General features: G+C 68.2%; 17 protein-coding genes and 1 tRNA gene. 8 read left to right on the top strand and 10 right to left on the bottom strand.

The window, feature by feature from the left end; translation table 11 throughout:
- Positions 1 to 40: 40 nt before the first annotated feature.
- Together V9K99_RS04545 and V9K99_RS04540 are read right to left on the bottom strand one after the other, a co-directional pair.
- Positions 41 to 655: a hypothetical protein gene (locus tag V9K99_RS04545; protein ID WP_337000805.1), complete on the bottom strand. Its 615-nt coding sequence runs from the start codon at positions 653 to 655 to the stop codon at positions 41 to 43.
- 47 nt (positions 656 to 702) lie between these two features.
- Positions 703 to 1,308, bottom strand: a complete 606-nt coding sequence (locus V9K99_RS04540; RefSeq protein WP_337000807.1) for a hypothetical protein — start codon at positions 1,306 to 1,308, stop codon at positions 703 to 705.
- An 81-nt stretch (positions 1,309 to 1,389) separates the two neighbouring features.
- On the opposite strand from V9K99_RS04540, the gene V9K99_RS04535 reads away from it, so the two are divergent.
- On the top strand, positions 1,390 to 1,836 hold the full coding sequence (locus V9K99_RS04535) for an Lrp/AsnC family transcriptional regulator (RefSeq protein WP_337000809.1): 447 nt from the start codon (positions 1,390 to 1,392) through the stop codon (positions 1,834 to 1,836).
- 260 nt (positions 1,837 to 2,096) lie between these two features.
- Here V9K99_RS04535 and V9K99_RS04530 read toward each other — a convergent pair whose 3' ends face one another.
- Complete coding sequence (locus V9K99_RS04530) at positions 2,097 to 2,357, bottom strand: cell division protein CrgA (protein WP_337000811.1); 261 nt, start codon at positions 2,355 to 2,357, stop codon at positions 2,097 to 2,099.
- Between the two features lie 109 nt (positions 2,358 to 2,466).
- Here V9K99_RS04530 and V9K99_RS04525 point away from each other — a divergent pair, with 109 nt between their 5' ends.
- Complete coding sequence (locus V9K99_RS04525) at positions 2,467 to 3,237, top strand: DUF881 domain-containing protein (protein ID WP_337000812.1); 771 nt, start codon at positions 2,467 to 2,469, stop codon at positions 3,235 to 3,237.
- A 17-nt stretch (positions 3,238 to 3,254) separates the two neighbouring features.
- A complete protein-coding gene (locus tag V9K99_RS04520; protein ID WP_337000814.1) occupies positions 3,255 to 3,872 on the top strand; it encodes an aminodeoxychorismate/anthranilate synthase component II in 618 nt (205 codons plus the stop codon).
- Positions 3,873 to 3,919: 47 nt separating this feature from the next.
- Here V9K99_RS04520 and pknB read toward each other — a convergent pair whose 3' ends face one another.
- The 6 genes from pknB to V9K99_RS04490 form a co-directional block, all read right to left on the bottom strand.
- Positions 3,920 to 5,749 carry a Stk1 family PASTA domain-containing Ser/Thr kinase gene (gene pknB, locus V9K99_RS04515; protein ID WP_337000816.1) on the bottom strand — a complete coding sequence of 610 codons (1,830 nt, stop codon included), beginning with the start codon at positions 5,747 to 5,749 and terminating at the stop codon, positions 3,920 to 3,922.
- Between the two features lie 112 nt (positions 5,750 to 5,861).
- The gene (locus V9K99_RS04510; protein ID WP_337000818.1) at positions 5,862 to 7,313 is read right to left on the bottom strand and encodes a peptidoglycan D,D-transpeptidase FtsI family protein; all 1,452 of its coding nucleotides are present in this window, start codon (positions 7,311 to 7,313) and stop codon (positions 5,862 to 5,864) included.
- Complete coding sequence (locus tag V9K99_RS04505) at positions 7,310 to 8,710, bottom strand: FtsW/RodA/SpoVE family cell cycle protein (RefSeq protein WP_337000820.1); 1,401 nt, start codon at positions 8,708 to 8,710, stop codon at positions 7,310 to 7,312. The genes V9K99_RS04510 and V9K99_RS04505 overlap by 4 nt, the downstream gene beginning before the upstream one ends.
- The gene (locus V9K99_RS04500; RefSeq protein ID WP_337000822.1) at positions 8,707 to 10,071 is read right to left on the bottom strand and encodes a PP2C family protein-serine/threonine phosphatase; all 1,365 of its coding nucleotides are present in this window, start codon (positions 10,069 to 10,071) and stop codon (positions 8,707 to 8,709) included. The genes V9K99_RS04505 and V9K99_RS04500 overlap by 4 nt, the downstream gene beginning before the upstream one ends.
- Before the next feature lie 10 nt (positions 10,072 to 10,081).
- A complete protein-coding gene (locus V9K99_RS04495; RefSeq protein ID WP_337000824.1) occupies positions 10,082 to 10,564 on the bottom strand; it encodes an FHA domain-containing protein FhaB/FipA in 483 nt (160 codons plus the stop codon).
- A 10-nt stretch (positions 10,565 to 10,574) separates the two neighbouring features.
- Positions 10,575 to 11,399 (bottom strand): DUF3662 and FHA domain-containing protein, encoded by an 825-nt coding sequence (locus V9K99_RS04490; RefSeq protein ID WP_337000827.1) that lies wholly within the window; start codon positions 11,397 to 11,399, stop codon positions 10,575 to 10,577.
- Between the two features lie 227 nt (positions 11,400 to 11,626).
- Here V9K99_RS04490 and V9K99_RS04485 point away from each other — a divergent pair.
- From V9K99_RS04485 to V9K99_RS04465, 5 genes are all read left to right on the top strand, one after another.
- A tRNA-Leu gene (locus V9K99_RS04485) sits at positions 11,627 to 11,710 on the top strand.
- 130 nt (positions 11,711 to 11,840) lie between these two features.
- Entirely contained in the window at positions 11,841 to 12,671 is an 831-nt protein-coding gene (locus V9K99_RS04480; protein WP_337000829.1) for a carbon-nitrogen hydrolase family protein, read from the top strand.
- 104 nt (positions 12,672 to 12,775) lie between these two features.
- Entirely contained in the window at positions 12,776 to 15,514 is a 2,739-nt protein-coding gene (locus V9K99_RS04475) for a heparinase II/III family protein (RefSeq protein ID WP_337000831.1), read from the top strand.
- Positions 15,515 to 15,616: 102 nt separating this feature from the next.
- Entirely contained in the window at positions 15,617 to 16,375 is a 759-nt protein-coding gene (locus V9K99_RS04470) for an ABC transporter ATP-binding protein (RefSeq protein WP_337000833.1), read from the top strand.
- A complete protein-coding gene (locus V9K99_RS04465; RefSeq protein ID WP_337000835.1) occupies positions 16,360 to 18,180 on the top strand; it encodes a hypothetical protein in 1,821 nt (606 codons plus the stop codon). The genes V9K99_RS04470 and V9K99_RS04465 overlap by 16 nt, the downstream gene beginning before the upstream one ends.
- On the opposite strand, the gene V9K99_RS04460 is transcribed toward V9K99_RS04465, so the two are convergent.
- The gene (locus tag V9K99_RS04460; protein ID WP_337000837.1) at positions 18,170 to 18,955 is read right to left on the bottom strand and encodes a PrsW family intramembrane metalloprotease; all 786 of its coding nucleotides are present in this window, start codon (positions 18,953 to 18,955) and stop codon (positions 18,170 to 18,172) included. The two genes, V9K99_RS04465 and V9K99_RS04460, sit on opposite strands and share 11 nt — an antisense overlap.
- Between the last annotated feature and the right edge of the window lie 125 nt (positions 18,956 to 19,080).

Here is a 19,080-nt window from a genome sequence, read left to right as displayed (position 1 = left end):
GAACTATACGTAGGAGGTGCGTAGATGTCTACATATATCTCTACGTAGAACTGGGCGAGTACAGCCAGGGTTGCTTGAGGTCGAAGAAGTCGGGCGGTCCGGAGGCGAGCGAGTTCATCTCGTCCATCTGCGCCTTGAGCTCCGGCGGGGGCTCTTTCTGCTCACCTTCCCGGGCCTCGGCCTCGCTGGTGAAGTACATCGCCATCGTGTAGTCGCCGTCGTCGTACATCGCGGCGACGCTGCCGATGACGTCGGGCCGGAACTCGGCCCACTTGTCGGCGTCCTGCTCCATCAGCTCGCGGGCGCGCTCCGGGTTGCTGCCGCTGCCCTGCATGACCTGGACGAAGCCGGCCGCGTTCGGGTCGCCGTGGGTGTCGACGACCACGTCCTCGGTGTCGTGGAACGTCGCGTCGCCGCTGAGCAGCGACGAGAACTCGTGCCACCACTTGTCCTGGGCCGGCGACTCGCTGTTCCGCCGCGCGGCGTCCGCGGAGTCGAAACGTGCCAGCGCGATGAACCGCCCGTCCTCGGTGACACCGGCGGTCGTCCCCAGCCAGCCGGTCGCCTCGGGTGACAGTTCTTCCACCCACCGGTCGAACGCGGCGTGTGCCTGCTCGGCGTCTGTGACCTGTCCCTGAATGACCTGAACGAACATCGTGAGACCCTCCCCGTCTCTCCAGCCGTAGGTCGGCTCTTTCGACGTTACGCCCGGCTCCCCGCCCCGTCGACGGCCGCAAGCATCCCGGAGGTACGGCGGGTGCGCGCCAGCATCAGCACGCTGGCGAGGACACCGGTCGCGCCCAGCGTGACCAGCCGGCCGTCGGTTTCCCACAGGCCGAAGACGAGCCAGCAGGACAGCTCGCCGAACACGAGCGCCCAGGTGGCCCGCGAGATCCCGGTCGGATGAGCTGTCCGGTACGCCGTCCAGAGTGAAGGCGCGACCTGGACGATCGAGGCGGCGGCGAGCAGGGTGCCCAGCCCGACCCGCCCGCCGACCACACCGGCCAGGACGAGCAGGCCGGCCCAGCCGGCGATCCAGCCGATCGCACGCCGGTTCAGCGCGCCACGTCGTACCAGCATCACCGCGACCGTGCCGGCCAGCACGCTTGCGGCGGTCGACGGCAGACTCGCGGTCCAGTAGCCCGACAGCATGAAGTACGCGAACCAGGCCGCGTTGTTGAGGCTGGTCAGTGTCGCCCAGGACCAGGACACCCCGGCCGTGTCACCGGTCGCGCGCAACTTGAGGATCTGCGGCAGGTACTGCGGGATGCCGAAGACGGCGGCGGCGATGGGCAGAAGATCCAGCATGCCGCAAGATTACGTCCGATCCGGCGACGGTATCGTGCGAATTCATGCTCGACTCGGGAGTGCAGCGATAGGATTCTTTCCATGGATGCGATCGATCGCAAGATCCTTGCGGTGCTGCAGGCTGAGGGGCGGCTGACCGTGACGGAACTGGCCCAGCGGGTCGGGCTGAGTGCGGCGCCGTGTCATCGGCGGATGCGGGAGCTGGAGCGGTCCGGGGTGATCTGTGGATATCGGGCCGTGGTCGATCCGGCGGTGGTCGGGCGCGGGTTCGAGGTGCTGGTCGCCGTGACGATGGACCGGGAGGAGTCCGTTGCCGGATTCGAGGCCGGCCTGGCCGGGATCGAGGACGTGGTGCACGCGGAGCGGCTGTTCGGTGAGCCGGATTACCTGATCCGGGTGGCAACCGCGGACATCGCCGCGTTCCAGAAGGTGCGGGACGAGAAGCTCGCCCGGCTGCCGGGGGTGCAGCGGATGACGTCCACCATCGTGATGATGCGGGTGGTGGACAACCGGCCGATGCCGACGTGAACGCTGTGGAAACTCAGCGGCTCAAACCTGGGTTTTCCACAGATTTCCGGGAATCTTGGCCGGAGATCGTGGAGAAGTCGGGGACAAGCTGGGGACAAGTCCCCGAAAAGCTGTGCACAGCTGGGGATACGGGTGTGGATAACTTCACCCCTGTGATTCCCGGCCGTGCTGCGGCGGTTGACCACGGACCTGTGCCGGGTGCGCCCGTCACCGGCTGAGGCCGTGGCCCCGCTGCGAGTCCAGCGGGGCTCAGTGCCGGATTAGATCCACTGGGTGGAGACGACGAAGCCGACGGCGATCAGGCCCATGCCGATCAGCAGGTTCCAGTTGCCCAGGTCGTTCATCACCGGGATGTCCTGGCCGGCCACGTAGAAGACGACCAGCCAGGCGAGACCGATCAGCCAGCAGGCCAGCATCAGCGGCGCCACCCAGACGCGGCTGGTGGTACGCGGCTTCTTCGGCGTCTTCTCCGCCTTGACCTTGTCGGTCTTCTTCTTGTTGCGACTGCTCGACTCGGGCACGACTGAACTCCTTGTAAGGACGCATAAGCTGAGCGCTGAGAACCGGCTGGGTCTGATTTGGGTCCGGTCCCGGGTTAGCGTAGTGCAGAGAGCAACATGGAGATCACGGGTGCGTAGGTTGAGGCGTATTTCGCTGTGGCGAGCGGGGGCACCGCTGGCGCTGCTGTGCGCCGGTCTGCTGTTCGCGACCAGCGCCACCAACGCCCGGGGCACCGACCTGCGGCCTAGCCGCAACACTACGCTCGCCGGGCTGGTCGAGGAACAGAGCCGCCGCAGCGCCAGCCTGGTCCGCCAGCACGCGGCGCTGACCCAGGACATCGAGAAGCTGCAGGCGCAGCAAGGCTCGATCGACCCGAAGCTGTCCGCCCAGCTGCAGGAGCTGTCCAACCAGGTCGGGACGACGCCCGTCACCGGTCCCGGACTGACCGTCACGCTGAAGGACGCGCCGCGTCAGGTGGTCAAGGACAACCCGGACGTCGACGCCGACTGGCTGGTGATCCACCAGCAGGACATCCAGGCCGTGGTGAACGCGCTCTGGGCCGGCGGCGCGGACGCGATCTCGATCCAGAACCACCGCGTCATCTCCACCACCGGGATCAAGTGCGTCGGCAACTCCGTCGTACTGCACGGGGTGCCGTACCTGCCGCCGTACAAGATCACCGCGATCGGGGACCGGCGGAAGTTGCAGAAGGCGCTGGACGACTCGCAGTACATCGAGAACCTGCAGGACTACGTGGTGAAGTTCCAGCTCGGCTACGAGGTGAAGAACGAGTCGTCGATCGCGATGCCGGCCTACGAGGGCACGCTCGACCTGCAGAGCGCGACCGTGCCCGGCTTCGACCGCACCCCCTCGGCCAGCCCCACAGCCAGCGGTAGATAGCTGACACAATGGACCGCATGCCGCGGATCCTTGTCGTCGACAACTACGACTCCTTCGTCTACAACCTGGTCCAGTACCTGCAGCAGTTGCAGGCCGAGACCACCGTGCTGCGCAACGACGAGGTCACCCCTGACGACGTCACGTCGTACGACGGTGTCCTGCTGTCTCCTGGCCCTGGTACGCCGGAAGAGGCCGGAGCGTGTGTGGACATCGTCCGGGAGAAGGGCGGCCAAGTCCCGATCTTCGGCGTTTGCCTGGGCCTGCAGGCCATCGGTGTCGCGTACGGCGGGGTGGTCGGCCGGGCCGACGAGTTGCTGCACGGCAAGACGAGCCAGGTGTTCCACGAGGGCGCCGGAGTGCTGGCCGGACTGCCGTCGCCGTTCACCGCGACGCGATACCACTCACTGGCGATCGCCGAGGACTCCGTGCCCGCCGAGCTGCAGGTGACGGCCCGGACCGAGGCCGGCGTGATCATGGCGGCCCGGCATCGCGACCTGGCGGTCGAGGGCGTCCAGTTCCACCCGGAGTCGGTGCTCACCGAGGGCGGTCACCGGATGCTCGCCAACTGGCTGGCGATGTGCGGCGACCCCGACGCCGTCGCCCGCTCGGCCGGCCTGGCTCCCGTGGTCAGCTGAACCAACGATCAAGCCCCCGCAGTTTTCACTGCGGGGGCTTCGTCGTATCAGCCGCCGATCGTGATCGGTGGGGTGTCCGTGGGAAGCTCCGGAGTTTCCGACGGCGTGGTGCTTGGCGTCGTCGTCGGCGTTTCCTCCGGCAAGGTGTTGATCGTCAGGGTGATCGTGCTGCCCTTCGCGAGCTTGGTGTTCGCCTTCACGCTCTGTGCGATCACGGTCTGGTCCACCGCGTTCGGGTCGACGCCTTCCTTGTAGCCGACCTGGAAGCCGAGCTCCTTCAGCTGCTTCGCCGCGTCCTCCCTCGGCACCGTGACCACGTTCGGGACCTCGACCAGTTCCTTGCCGGTGGACACGGTCAGGGTGAACTCGGTGCCGGACGGGTACTGCCCGCTCGGATCCGGGGTGACCGCCAGTACCGTGCCGGACTTCTCGCCGCTGTCCTGCTTGACCGTCTCTTCCTTGACCTTGAAGTTCGCCTTCGTACCCTCGATCGCCTTGCGGGCCGCGGATTCGGACTTGCCGATCACATCGGGCACCGGGAACGCGCTCGGACCGGCCGAGAACACCACGGTGACGGTCGAGTCCTTCTCGGCTTCGGTGTCGGCCTGCGGGGTCTGCGAGAGCGCCAGTCCGCGGCCGACCGTGTCACTCGGCTGGGACGGACCCTGGGCGAACTTCAGCCCCTTCTCGGTCAGCAGGGCGGTCGCCTCGGCGACAGTCTTGCCGCTCACATCCGGCACCTGGACCTTGGTCGGCGGGTTCGCCGTACCGCCGTTGTCGTTGCCCATGTTGGTGAACAGGGCGTAGGCGCCGACCGCGATGGCCACGATGGCCAGGCCGAGCAGGAAGTAGGCGAGTCCACGGTTGCGCCGGGACCGGGCCGCCTCGGCCTCGTCGATCCCGTCGTCAGGCGGCAGCAGGTCGTCCGCGCCGGTCTGCCGGTACGCCTGGGTCGCCGCGGTCGCGGCTGCCGTCGCCGGGATCGCGCGGGTCTCGGCGACCGCGGCCATCGGCGCGGTCACCTGCTGTCCGGCCAGCACCCGGTGGATGTCCTGCCGCATCTCGGACGCGCTCTGGTACCGCTCTTCGCGGCTCTTCGCCAGCGCCTTGAGGACGACCGCGTCGACCTCCGGCGGGATGTCGGGGTCGAACGACGACGGCGGCAGCGGCTGCTCCCGGACGTGCTGGTAGGCCACCGACACCGGCGACTCACCGACGAACGGCGGCCGGCCGGTCAGCAGTTCGTACAGCAGGCAGCCGGTCGAGTACAGATCGGAGCGGGCATCGACGGTCTCACCGCGGGCCTGCTCCGGCGACAGGTACTGCGCCGTACCGATGACGGCCGCGGTCTGGGTCATCGTGGACGAGGTGTCCGCGACCGCCCGGGCGATGCCGAAGTCCATCACCTTGACCTGACCCTGCGGGGTCAGCATCACGTTCCCGGGCTTGATGTCGCGGTGCACGATGCCGGCCCGGTGGCTGTAGTCGAGCGCCTCGAGGACGCCGGAGGTGATCTCCAGGGCCCGCTCGGGCATGATCTTTCGGCCCTCGCGGATCAGGTCCCGCAGGGTCTTGCCGGTCACCAGCTCCATCACGATGTACGGAATGGTGATGCCGGAGCCGTTCGGGTCGGGCTCCTCGCCGGTGTCGTAGACCGACACGATGGTCGGGTGGTTCAGTGAGGCGGCCGACTGGGCCTCCCGCCGGAACCGGGCCTGGAAGGTGGCGTCACTGGCCAGGTCGACCCGCAGTCGCTTGATCGCGACCGCCCGGCCGAGCCGGTTGTCGATGCCCCTGCGGACATCGGCCATGCCGCCGCGGCCGAGCGGTTCGCCTTCTTCGTACCGGCCGCCGACGAGACGTGCCTGCGATGTCATGACTCAGCCTTCCAACCTGTCCGGAACACACTCAACTTGCCCACGGTAGCGGCCGCCACACGTGGATCCCCGTTGGAAAGACGCGCTGTCACGGCATCATTCCGTATCGTCATCATTGGCCCAGCACCGCCTCCATCACCCGTTTGGCGATCGGTGCCGCCAGGGTGCCGCCGGCGATGTCGTTGCGGGCGATGTTCGCGTCCTCGATCATCACCGCGACCGCGATCTTCGGGTCGTCGGCCGGGGCGAACGCGGTGAACCAGGCGAACGGTGGCCGGTCCTTCGACGTCTGCGCCGTACCGGTCTTACCGGCCACCTGGACGCCGCTGATCCGGCCCGGACTGCCGGTGCCGTTGTTCACCACGTCGACCATCATCGCGGTCAGCTGCGCCGCGACCTCCGGGGTGACCGCCTGGTGCAGCGACTCGGGCTTGGTCTCCGAGACCGTCTTCAGGTCCTGGGTCTTCACGTTCTGCACCAGGTAGGGCTTCATCACGTCACCCTTGTTCGCGATCCCGGCCGCCACCATCGCCATCTGCAGCGGGGTGGCCCGGACGTCGAACTGGCCGATCGCGGACTGCGCGGTCTGCGGCTGGTTCGGGTCGCCGGGGAACTGGCTGGCGACCGCGCCCAGCTCGGGCAGTTGCCGCTCGCCGAAGCCGAACTTGGCGGCCTGCTCGGCCAGCGCTTCCGGCCCCAGCGCCAGGCCGATGGTGCCGAACGCGGTGTTGCAGGAGTTGCGCAGCGCGACTGTCAGCGTGGCGTTGTCGCTGCCGCCGCAGTTCTGGAGGTTCTCGTTCCGCAACGGTTCGGTGGTCTGCGGCAGCGGCAGCTCGGCCGGCGAGTGCACCTTGGTCTCCGGCGTGTACTTGCCGCTCGACAGCGCCGCAGCCGCGGTCACCAGCTTGAACGTCGAGCCCGGCGGGTAGAGCTCCTTCACCGCCCGGTTGGCCATCGGCTTGCTCTCGGCCTCGTTCAGCTTCTTCCAGGCCGCGCTGACCTTGTCCAGGTCGTGCGAGGCGAGATCGTTCGGGTCGTACGACGGCCGCGTCGCCAGCGCGAGCACCCGGCCGGTCTTCGGCTCGATCGCGACCACCGCACCGGTCTTCCCGGCCAGTCCGGCCCACGCCGCCTGCTGCGCCGCGGCGTTCAGCGTCAGCGTCACGCTGGCACCCTGCTGGCGGCGGTTGGTGATCACGTCGATCACGCGGCGGAACGCCATCGACGGGTCGGTGCCGTTCAGCTCGGCGTTCTGGTTCAGCTCGATCCCGGCCCGGCCGTACAGGTAGGAGTAGTACCCGGTCACCGGTGCGTAGACCGGGCCGGAGGCGTACGTGCGCTGGAACTGGAACCGGTCGTTCGACGGCTTGCTCTGGGCGATCGGCGTACTCCCGATCAGGATCGGGCCGCGGTCGACCGAGAACTGCGAGTCGCGGACCCGCCGGTTGTCGTTGCGCGCGTTCAGGTCGCCGGCCCGGAAGGCCTGCAGGTACGTCGAGTTCGCCATCAGCGCGAGCATCAGGATGATCGCCGCCATCGCCAGTCGCCGGATCGCCGAGTTCACTGCTTCTGCACCGCCATCGCGATCGTTTCGTCGGACACTGGAGCGGCCGGGGTCTGCGGCCGGCGCGCCTGGTCACTGATCCGCAGCAGCAGCGCGATGATCGCCCAGTTCGCGACCAGCGACGTACCGCCCAGCGCCATGAACGGGGTGGCCAGACCGGTCAGCGGGATCAGACCGGTGACACCGCCGACGATGACGAACACCTGCAGCGCGAAGGACATCGCCAGACCGGTCGCGACCAGCTTGCCGAAGATGTCCCGGCAGCCGAGCGCCGTCCGCAGGCCGCGCTCGATGATGAGCGTGTAGATCAGGATGATCGCCATCAGCCCGGTCAGCCCGAGCTCCTCGCCGAACGAGGAGATGATGAAGTCGCTCTGGCCGAAGAAGCTGAGCAGCTCCGGCCGGCCCTGGCCGAGGCCGCGGCCGAGGATGCCGCCCCAGGCCTGGCCCATCAGCGCGGTGGCGACCTGGCCGCCGACCTCGTTGAACGGGTGCAGCCAGTCGTCCACCCGCTTCTGCACGTGGCCGAAGGTCTGCGACGCGAAGAAGGCACCGCCGGCGAACAGCAGGCCACCGATGATCAGCCAGCCGGCCCGCTCGGTGGAGACATACAGCAGGATCAGGAACAGACCGAAGAACAGCAGCGACGAGCCGAGGTCCTTCTCGAAGACCAGCACGCCCAGGCTGACCGCCCAGGCGATCAGGATCGGGCCGAGGTCGCGGGCCCGGGGCAGGTCGAGGCCGAGGAACCGGTGCCCCGCCAGCGTCAGCACGTCCCGCTTCACCACCAGGTAGCCGGCGAAGAAGATCACCAGGCAGAGCTTCGCGAACTCACCGGGCTGGAACGACATCCCGGCGAACCGGACCCAGATCTGTGCGCCGTTGACGTCGGCGCCGAGACCGGGGATCAGCGGCAGGACCAGCAGCACCAGACCGGCCAGGCCCGCGGTGTAGGTCAGCGCCTGCAACCGCCGGTGGTCCCGGATCAGCAGGATGACAGCCAGGAACAAGACGATGCCGACCGCGGTCCAAGTGATCTGCTGCGGCGCGGCCGCCGCCCGCGGCTCCCGTCCGGCAGCCTCGGCCGCCGCGGTCAGGCCGAGGTCCACCCGGTGGATCATCGCGACGCCGAGCCCGTTCAGTACGACGGCACACGGCAACAGCACGGGGTCGGCGTACGGCGCCCGGTAGCGGAGCGCGACGTGGGCGATCAGTGCGAGCAGCCCGATCCCGGCGGCGTAGAACCCGGTGCTGGCCGGGACCTTGTCCTGGACGGTGATGCCGATGTTCACGTACGCGCCGACCGACACGATGATCGCGATGATGAGCAGCAGCAGCTCCACCCCGCGCCGGCTGCGCGGAATGATCTGGATGACGGACGTTGACGCGATGCTCATCGGACGCCGTCACAGTCGTCCGGGTTGACCGTGCCCGTCGTCGGAGTCGACGACGGTGTCGCGCTCGGGGTGGTGGTCGGCGGCTTGACCGTGGCCGGCGGTGTGGTCACCGGCGTACTGGGCTTGGGTGTGGGCGTCGGTTTCGCCTTGGCGGCGCACTCGTCCGCGGTGCGCTGCAACTCGCTGACGATCGTCCGCGCGCCGGGCAGGTCGTCGGCCTGGATGTTGCTCTCCACCTGCTCGCGGCTGTACGTCGGCAGCTTGTCCACCTGCAGCGACTGCCGCTCGTACACCTTCGACAGCGTCAGGCCGGGAATGTCCCCGTCCACACCCTTGAAGATCGCCACGTAGTCACCGTCGGTGCCGACGTAGTACTGCTTCTGTGTCCAGCTCCAGGCGAACCAGCCGCCGCCACCGATCAGGCCCAGGATGACGACCAGTACGGCGATCCGCCGCAACCACAGGAAACGCTTGGGGGCCCGCGGCGCGTACCGCAGCTCCTCCGGATCGAGTACCGCGCCGCCACCATGACCATGGCCATGACCGGGGACGACCATCGTCGGCTCGCCGCGGCCGGTGCTGCCCTGAGCCAGCTCAGCGGCGGCGCCGACGAGCTGTGGACTCGCCCCACTCGACGGCTGGGTCTCTACCACGTCCGCGACGACACACGTCACGTTGTCGTTCGATCCGGCCTCGAGGGCGTGCGTGATCAGCTCCACCACCACGGAGTCCGGCGTACCGTCGGCCATCGAGGCCGCGATCACCTCGTCGCTCACGTAGTCGGGCAGGCCGTCACTGCACAGCATCAGCCGGTCGCCGGCGCGGACGTCGAGGATCTCCAGGTCCGGATCGGAGTCCGGCCGGCCGTCGAGCACGCGCAGGATCAGGTTCCGGTGCGGGTGGGTGAAGGCCTCCTCCTTGGAGATCCGGCCCTCGTCCACCAGCGACTGCACGAAGGTGTGGTCGTGGCTCAGTTGGTAGAGCAGCCCGTCGCGCATCCGGTAGGCCCGGGAGTCGCCCAGATGGGCCATCCCGAGCTGCTGACCGTCGAACATCAGCGCGGTGACGGTAGAACCCATCCCCTCGCGCTCCGGGTCCTCCTCGACCAGCTCGGACAGCCGCTCGTTCGCCCGGTGCACCGCACCGGCCAGCGCCTCGATCATGTCCTCGCCGCTGATCCCCGGCTTGTCCAGCTTCCGGATCACCTGGACCGCTGCCGCGCTGGCCACCTCACCGGCCGCCGCGCCGCCCATCCCGTCGGCGAGCAGCAGCAGGTGCGGACCGGCGTACGCCGAGTCCTCGTTGTTGCGGCGCACCCGTCCGACGTCGGACAGTGCTGCGTAGTCGAGCGACAGGGTCATCGAGGCAGACCTACTTCGCGATGTTCAGCGTCGTCCGGCCGATCCGGATCGAGCCGCCGATCTCAGCCGGCACCGGGCGGGTCACCCGCTGGCCGTCCAGGTACGTGCCGTTGGTGGAGCCGAGGTCTTCGACCCACCACTGTCCCTCGGACAGGAACAGCCGGGAGTGCCGGGTGGAAGAGTAGTCGTCATCCAGCCGGATCTGACAGTCCGAGCCGCGCCCGATGATCACCGGCTCGTCCACCAGGGTGGCGCCGACGCCGGCCTGCGGCCCGTCCGCGATCGTCACCGACCCGGGCAGGCCCTTGCGCTTCTTCACCGGTTTGGCCGGTTTCGGGGTCCGGCTGTTCTGCGGTCCGACCGGCGTCGCCATCCGGGTGTCGACCTTCGCGCCGAACAGGTCGGACCTGATCACGGACAGCACTGCGAGGACGAACATCCACAACAGGGCCAGGAACCCCAGTTTGATCAGGGTCAGGGTCAGTTCCGACATGGAAGGTCAGTCACCACCCGCTGCTCGGCGGCTGGGCGATCGGCTCGTCCGCCAGACGCAGCGTCATCGTCGTGTTTCCGATCCGTACGGTCGAGCCGTCGACCAGCTCGGCCTCGGTGGAACGCCGGCCGTTCACCAGCGTCCCGTTGGTGGAGCCCAGGTCGACCAGCACGACCCGCATGCCGCCGTTGCCCTCCGGCATCAGCCGGATCTCCGCGTGCCGCCGGGACACACCCGGGTCGTTGATCTGGATGTCCGCGTCGGTCCCGCGGCCCAGCACGACACCCGGCGGGTTGACCGGCCGGCGCCGGCCGTTCACCTCGAGCATCACCTGCGGGTGGCCGCGGCGCGGCGGCTGTTGCTGCGGTGGCGGCGGCGCGCTCTGCATCACCGTCTGGCCGTCGTTCGGCGGCACGTAGGGCTCCTGCTGGTAGGGCTGGGGCTGCGGGCGGGGCCGTTGCGGGGTCCCGACCGTGGCACTGACCACACGGAACTTACCCGTCGGCAGGTCGTCCTGGCGGGTCAAGGCGATCTCGATCGGGCCGGAGAACGTGTACCGCTGGATGTCCGCGTGGTCACGCAGCTCGTTCGCGAGCTCGTGGTTGAGGGTCTGGCCGTAGGCGTTCAGCCGGTCGAAGTCGCCCGGGCCGAGCTCGATGGTGAAGTGGTTCGGCACCAGCCGGCGGTCCCGGGACAGGATCCGCGCGGTGTTGTCGATCTCACGCTTGAGGGCCGCCGCCAGTTCGATCGGTTCCACGTCTCCCTTGAATGCGCGCGCGAAGACACCGCTCACGATGCCCTCCAGGCGTCGCTCGAAGCGCTGCAGCGGTCGCACGCCTCCTCCTCCACGGTCCGGTCGCCGGTTGTGCCAACGATCCTGCTTGCCGTCCGGCGCCTTCAGCAGGCACGCCGTACGTCGCGTCCACCGGTCGTGGTGGACACACCGGGTACGACGATCGATCGTATCGGGAGGTTCGACCCAACCCGCAATGTGAACGTTCCGTGGGACCCGTGCTACTGTTCCTTCTCGGTTGCAGATGACCCTGTCAGATGCGATCAAGCGCGCGGGTGGCGGAATAGGCAGACGCGCACGGTTCAGGTCCGTGTGCCCGAAAGGGCGTGGGGGTTCAACTCCCCCCTCGCGCACAAGCAGAGTCCCGGTCAACGACCGGGACTTTTTGCATTGTGCCGCCCAGATTGTGCCTGGAGTCACACGCAGCCGGCCGCTCCCGTGGCGTTGAGGGGATCTGTCGGTGTGGGCTGAGACGGTAGGGCGATGACGGGGATTCGGGTTGCTATTGCTCAGCCGGCCATCTGTGCGGACGCGCGGGAGAACGGGAAGAAAGTCCGGTCGCTGATGCGGAAGGCGGCTGCCGGGCGGGCACGTCTGGTGCAGTACCCGGAAGGGTTGCTGAGCGGGTACGCGAAGGAGCAGATCGCCGACTGGTCGCAGGTCGACTGGGACGTCGTACGGGACGAGCTCGAGCAGATCATGGCGCTGGCCGCGGAGCTTCGCGTGTGGGTCGTGCTCGGGTCGGCACATCCGCTGACGCCGCCGCACCGGCCGCACAACAGCCTGTACGTCATCTCCGACGCCGGCGAGATCGTCGACCGGTACGACAAGCGGTTCCTGTCGAACACCGAGGTCAACCACTTCTACTCGCCCGGTTTCGACCCGGTGGTGTTCGACGTCGACGGCTACCGGTTCGGCTGCGTGATCTGTGTCGAGATCAACTTCCCGCACCTGTTCAGTCAGTGCGAGCGGCTCGGCGTCGAGTGCCTGCTGCTGTCGGCGTACCCGGTCGACGCGGTCTTCGAGGTGAAGGCCCGCGCGTACGCCGCGATCAACTGCTACTGGGTCGCGATGTCCCTCCCCGCGAACACCGTCGACCTGATGCCGTCCGGCCTGATCGCCCCCGACGGCACGTACGCCTCCCAGTTGGCCGGCAAGTCCGAGCTCTCCATCACCACCATCGACCGCGACGACCCGGCCCTGAAAGGCCCCCTCGCCTACGCTCGCCCCTGGCGCGCCACCGCCCTGAAAGGCGACATCTACCGCACCCGAGCCGTCACCGACCCCCGCTCGAGCGACCGCACCAGCATCTGAGCTGCTTTCTGGTTGGTTTCTACGGGCTTTCCGGTCTGCGCGGCTGAACGGGGTGCGCACCTACGCTCGGGGCGTTCATGGAGACGGCCTGGGGAGATCGGTGCATGCGTACGAGCTTGCGGGCGACCGTGGTCGCTGCCGCCACCGCGTTGATGGTGCTCGCCGGGGCACTCGGTGCCCGCGACGGCGCAACCGCCGAGAACCTGTCCGACGCTGAGTTCTTCGGGCTGCTCGACTACCGCGTCGCCGGGTTGAGTCGCGTCCAGGCCGCCGTACAGAAAGAGGACTACGCCGCGGCCAAGCGTGAGCTGCTCGCGTACTACCGCGCCCGTCCGGCCAACGATGCCGGCAAGTTCACGCACAACGACTGGCCCGGAGTACTCGAGCTGACGCCCGACCACATCTGGACGTTGGGCTCCGGTGAGGTCTACCGAACCACCATGCGCTTCGGCACCCAGGGGGCGGCGGTCAGCGCCGACGTCCCCGCCGCCGCGGGCGGGACCGTCGGCTTCCTGCTGATGGCCCGGACCAAGGATCCGGTCACGGTCGCCATCAACAGCCGCGAGAAGGCTTCCGGCAAGCCGGCCTTGCGGCTGACGCTCACTGACGGCTCGGTGCGGACGCTCAACCCCACGGCCGATACCTACATCAAGGCCGGTGCCGACGCTGGTACGGCGTACGGCGCCAAGGACACCCTCCAGGTCCGAGACCAGGGCAGCGGTCCGTTCACGGCCGAGACCCGGAAGGCCTACCTGCAGTTCGACCTGACCGGTATCTCCGGTGTGCGCAGTGCGACCCTGACGCTGACCGGGCGTGCTGACGCTGCCAAGGACGTCATGTTGTTCAGCAACTCCGAGGCGTTCGTTGAGAGCACCCGCACCTGGAACAACACCGTGCAGAACACGTACTCCTGGCAGGGCGACCCCGGCGGCTTCGACTGGCTCCTCCCGGCCGGCGCCGACAAGGAGTACGGCTACCAGCTGGCGCGCTTCTTCTTCGCCGGTCCGCTGGCCAGGGCGTACCAGAGGACAGCCGACGAGAAGTACGCCGACGCCCTGATCGGCACGCTGACCGACTTCATCGCCGACGCCGACGGGTACGGCAGCGCAGGTTCCTACCCACGCAGCCTCGACACCGCAAGGCGGCTGGACAACTGGACGGCGGCGTACGAGATCCTGCGCACCAGCCCCTCGCTGGACGCGGAGGAGAACGTCCAGATCCTGAAGACGATGTACCGCTCGGGCCTCCACCTGCAGGGCAACGTCCACGACAGCCCGAACTGGATGCAGACCCAGAAGATCTCGCTGCTCCACGCCGCGGTCTACCTGCCGGAGTTCACCGCGGCCGCAGGCTGGCGGAGCAACGCGGCCGACTTCCTCGCGGGCCAACTGAACGACTCGACCTACGCCGACGGCGGGTACAAGGAGGCCACCAGCGGCTACGCCCGCGGGTACGTCTCGCAGTACGTCGACATCGTCGAGTTCATGCAGAAGCACGGGATCGCCTTCACAGCGACCGAGAAGCTCCGCAAACTTGGCCACTTCCTGATGGACCAGACCCTCCCGAACGGCTACACCGCGAACTACGGCGACAGCGGCAGCGATGATCAGCGGTCGGTCCTGCGCCGTCTCGGCGAGTTGCTCGACGACCAGGAGCTGATCTACGTCGGTACGTCGGGGAAGGCCGGTACGAAGCCGGCGCACGTCGCGGCGCGGTATCCGGACACCCGGGTGGCGGTCTCCCGGTCAGGCTGGTCGGCGGCCGACTCCTACCTCCGGTACAACATCGACCGCGGTCCGCACAGTCACCCCGACGAGTTGTCCCTCGTGACCTACAAGCACGGCCGCGAGCTTCTGGTCGACCCGGGCACGTACTCCTACAGCTCGGACCCACGATCGAACTGGTTGCGGAAAACCACCGAGGCCCACAACACCGTCGAGGTCGACAACCTGGCGCAGAACTCCAAGGCCGCCGGCGAGATCACCCATTTCGTCAGCAACCCGGCGTTCGACCTGATCAGCGGGAACACCGACGCTTCCGCCGGCGCTTGGCACGCGAGGTCCGTGCTGACGCTGCGTTCGGGGATGTCGCTGGTGTCCGATCAGCTCAAGCCGCGCGACACCGCTTCGCACCGCTACGAGCAGAACTGGCACTTCCTGCCGGACGCGAATCCCGTGCAGACCGCAACGTCCAAGGCGACAGTCACCAAGTTCGCCACCGGCGCGAACCTGACCGTCGTCCCGGCGGATCCCGAGAAGCTCACCGCCTCGGTCCCGAAGGGGTACTACTCGCCCGCGTTCTACCACGTGAGTGACGCGAAGTACGCGTCGTACGTCAAGCAGGGCAAGGGAAAGACCGCCTTCGACACGCTGCTGTTGCCGTCGTCGGCCGCCGCCGATGCCGCCGTACGGATCAACCGGCTCCCGGTGGGGACGCTGACGCCGGATCTCGCGACGGCACTGGACATCCGGTACGGCGACGGCGGCCGTGGCATCTACTACAAATCGTGGGCGTCGAAGGCCACCCGCTCGTTCGGGTCGTACAGCTTCGACGGGAAGATGCTCTACGTCCAGGAGGGAGCCGTCCAGTCCTTGGTCATGTACGACGGCTCGACGGTCAAGCGAGCCGGCAAGGTGCTGCTCACCTCGCCGGTCGTGGTGAACGACGTCGCGGTCACGTACGACGGTTCCACGCTGCGGATCGACGGCCGGGCTCTGAAGGCCTCCACCGATCCGGCGCAGGCGATCGGTATCGCCGCTCCGAATGCGACCGAGGTGCTCCTGAACGGCGTCCGCGTCGACTTCTCGCGCACCGGCGAGCTCGTCTACGCCGCGGCGGGCTGACGCCGTACTCCGACGCTCGGATGATCCCGCGGATCGGTCGCGGGACTGACGACCGGGGTGACCGGTGGGTGCCACAGTGGGCATCGACTGGGAGGAGCGGGCGTGACGGAGCAGGCGTTCGAGTTGGTGGGGCTGACCAAGGTCTTCGGTGCGGAGAAGGCGGTCGACGACCTGAGTCTGGCCGTGCCGAAGGGGTCGTTCTTCGGGATGCTGGGGCCGAACGGGGCCGGGAAGACGACGTCGTTGTCGATGGCGGTCGGGCTGCTGCGGCCGGATGCGGGTACGGCGAAGATCTTCGGGGTGGACGTGTGGACGGATCCCACCCGGGCGAAGGCGTTGGTCGGTGTCCTGCCGGACGGGCTGGGGATGCCGGAGCGGCTGACCGGGCGCGAGGTGCTCACCTATCTCGGGCTGCTGCGCGGTCTGCCGGCCGACGAGGTCGAGCGCCGTACGACGGAACTGCTCGAGGTGCTCGAACTCGATCACGAGGACGACAAGCAGGTGATCGGGTACTCGACCGGGATGCGGAAGAAGCTCGGTCTGGCCGTCGCGTTGCTGCACGCGCCGCGGCTGCTGGTGCTGGACGAGCCGTTCGAGGCGGTCGACCCGGTGTCGGCGGCGACGATCCGGACCATCCTGAACAGGTTCATCGCCGGCGGCGGCTCGGTGGTGATGTCTTCGCATGTGATGGCTTTGGTCGAGCAGTTGTGCGACCGGGTGGCGGTCGTCGCCGCCGGGAAGGTTGTTGCCTCAGGCACCGTCTCCGAAGTGCAGGCGGGCGGCAGCCTGGAGGACGCGTTCGTGTCGCTGGTCGGCGCCTCGACCCGGGGCGCGGAAGGACTGTCATGGCTGTCGGCCTGACCTACGCCACCTCGCAGACGCTGGTCCGGATGCGGGTGGCCGCGTTCCGGCACGCGCTGAAGGACCAGAACCGGGTGAGCTGGATCGGCACCGGCGCGTTCGCCGGCCTGGTGCTCGCTGGCGGGACGATCTGGGTGGCCGGCAAGGGCGATCTGGACCTGCTGGTCGTCGCACTGGCGGTGTGGATGCTCGGCTGGATCGTCGGCCCGCTATTTGCTGGTGGCGGTGACGAGACGCTCAAGCCGGAGTACTTCAGCATGCTCCCGCTCACGCCGCGCACACTCTCCGCCGGCCTCCTGACCGCCGCACTGGCCGGTGTCGCGCCAGTCATCAGCCTGCTGGCGTTGCTGAGCCTGGTCGTCGTTGGCGCTCAGCTGTCCGTCGCCGCAGCCCTGATTGCCTTGCCTGCTGTCGTTCTGCAGCTCCTGTGCTTCGTGTTGGCGTCCAGGCTGGCTGTTGCGGTGTACGGCGTACTCCTGCAGGTGCGGTCCGGCGCCGTACTCGCTGCCATCGTCAACGCGTTCATCCTGGCGTTCACCGCGCAGGGGTGGGCGCTGATCGTCGCCTTCGTGTCCACCGACGTACAGGGCACCATGGCAAGTGCTGCCCGTGTTGCCCCGTCCGGCTGGGGTCTGGTCGCCGTGGAGGCTGCGGGGCGTGGCGACTGGCTGCGGGCGCTCCTGGCTCTCGTAGGTCTCGCAGGACTCGCTGCGGTCATGTTCGTCGGCTGGTCCGCTCTCCTGGTACGACGGACGACGGCCAGCCGCACCGGACGCAAGCCACGGCGACTGCTGACGGCCACAGGGCCACGTGACGCGGCCGCAGCCAAGGAGCTCCGGTCCTGGACGCGTGACCTGCTCTACGGGCACCGGGCCGTGTTCGCGATCAGCTACGGCCTCTTCTTCTGCCTGATGCCGCTAGCCGTGGGCTGGAAGGGCATGCTGCCATGGGCCGGTCCGGCCGCTCTCGTGATGGCGGGCTCGATGTCGTCCAACCTGTACGGCTCGGACGGTACGGCGCTCTGGACGACCCTCATGACTCCTGGCTCGGCCGGACCAGACGTGAGAGCTCGTCAGCGTGCGTTCCTACTCGTGTTCGGGCCGCCGACCCTGCTGATCACTCTCCTCTTCACCTGGTGGTCGGACTCCTCGACCGCCTGGCCGCTCGTGCTGAGCGTGCTGCCGGCGCTTCTGGGCGGTGCGGCCGGCCTGGTCGTCGCCTGCTCGGTGTTCGCGGCTGTGCCGACGACCGACGCCCACAAGCGGTCCGGCAACCCGCTCAACGCGGGTGAGAACGAGGGCGAGACCATGGGCATCGTCTGGGTGATGCTCATCCTGGTGTCACTCACAGCCGGCCCAGCACTCGCGGCAGCCCTCGCCTGGTCGTGGTGGGGCGTCCCTGTTGGCGTCGCATCCGGCGTGCTGGCGTGGTGGCACCTGGGCCGACTAGCAGCCACCCGCCTCGACCAGCGCGGCCCAGAGCTCCTCACCCTCCTAAGGCACGGCCGCTCCACCACCGAGCAAGCCAAGAAAGCCGCCAACCTGGATCACCTCCCCCGCTGGCGCCGTACCCTCGCCAACTTCTGCCTGGGCTTCGGCGCCATCCCCCTCTTCCCCCAAGCCGTCGTCCCCACCATCTTCAAACTAACCAACAACACCGACACCAAGTCCTGGTTCCTGGCCCTCCACCTAGACCCCCAATGGCACTGGCCCGCAATAACCCTCATGGCAGCCCTAGGCCTATCCATGTACACCTACGGAGTCCTCACCTACCTCAGGGCCAAGAAGAAGACCGTTACGCGGTGACCCGGGTGTCGGAGAGTTGGGCTCGTTTCAGGCCGTAGAGGAGGAGGCCGATGGAGATTGCGCCGACGATGCCGTAGGTGACTTTGCCGCCGATGCCGTCCCAGGCGGTGTGGAGGGCGACGGCGAGGGCGTACATGCCGACGAAGCCGGCGAAGTGTTTGCCGGTGGGGGCGGTGACGAAGCGCCAAAGGCCCCAGCAGGACAGGCCGGTCCAGGCGGCGTGGCCGGCGGGTGACAGCAGACCGCGGATGAACAGGGTCTCCTCGGCCGCGCCGACGTTTCCGTTGGACTGGAGTAGAGCAACGAACGCGTAGCCCATGGTCTCGAGTACGGCGAAGCCGGTGCCGACCGCGACGCCGATGATGATCCCGCTGCCGATCGACGTCCGGTAGCGGTGTCCGAAGAACAGCACGAGGATGGCCGGCACCACCAATTTGGCCGCCTCCTCGATCAGCCCGACCCCGACCATCGGCAGCGTGCCGAGCCGGCGCATCGCGTCGTACTCGAGCAGGCCGGCGACCACCACGCCGACGACGCCGCCGAACAGCAGGCAGCCGCCCAGCGTGGGCCCGTCGATCAGCCACCGCCCGGACCGGCCGGCCGCGAACGTCACGAACGTCAGCGGTACGACGAGCGCACCGAGCAGAATCATGGTCGGGAAGAGGTTCGGGTTCCCGGTGTCGGTGAGGACTCCCAGCACCAGCAGGTACAGCGCCCCACCGATCAGAAACGTTCCGATCCAGGCCCATCGACGAACGAGCTGCTGTGCGGTCATGGGCCCTCCCGGCCTGGACTGAGGAGCGTAGGGAGCGCCAAAGGCGCGGGCATAAGTATGGCGTGATTGCGCCATGTCGCAGGGACGGCAGCCGTGGACAGGCCGGATCGGGGCGCCGGGATTGC

This window comes from Kribbella sp. CCNWLW201 (assembly GCF_037203805.1).
Lineage (GTDB): Bacteria > Actinomycetota > Actinomycetes > Propionibacteriales > Kribbellaceae > Kribbella.
Note: the sequence above shows the minus strand (reverse complement) of the source record. Positions and strands in the feature narration are given on the sequence as shown.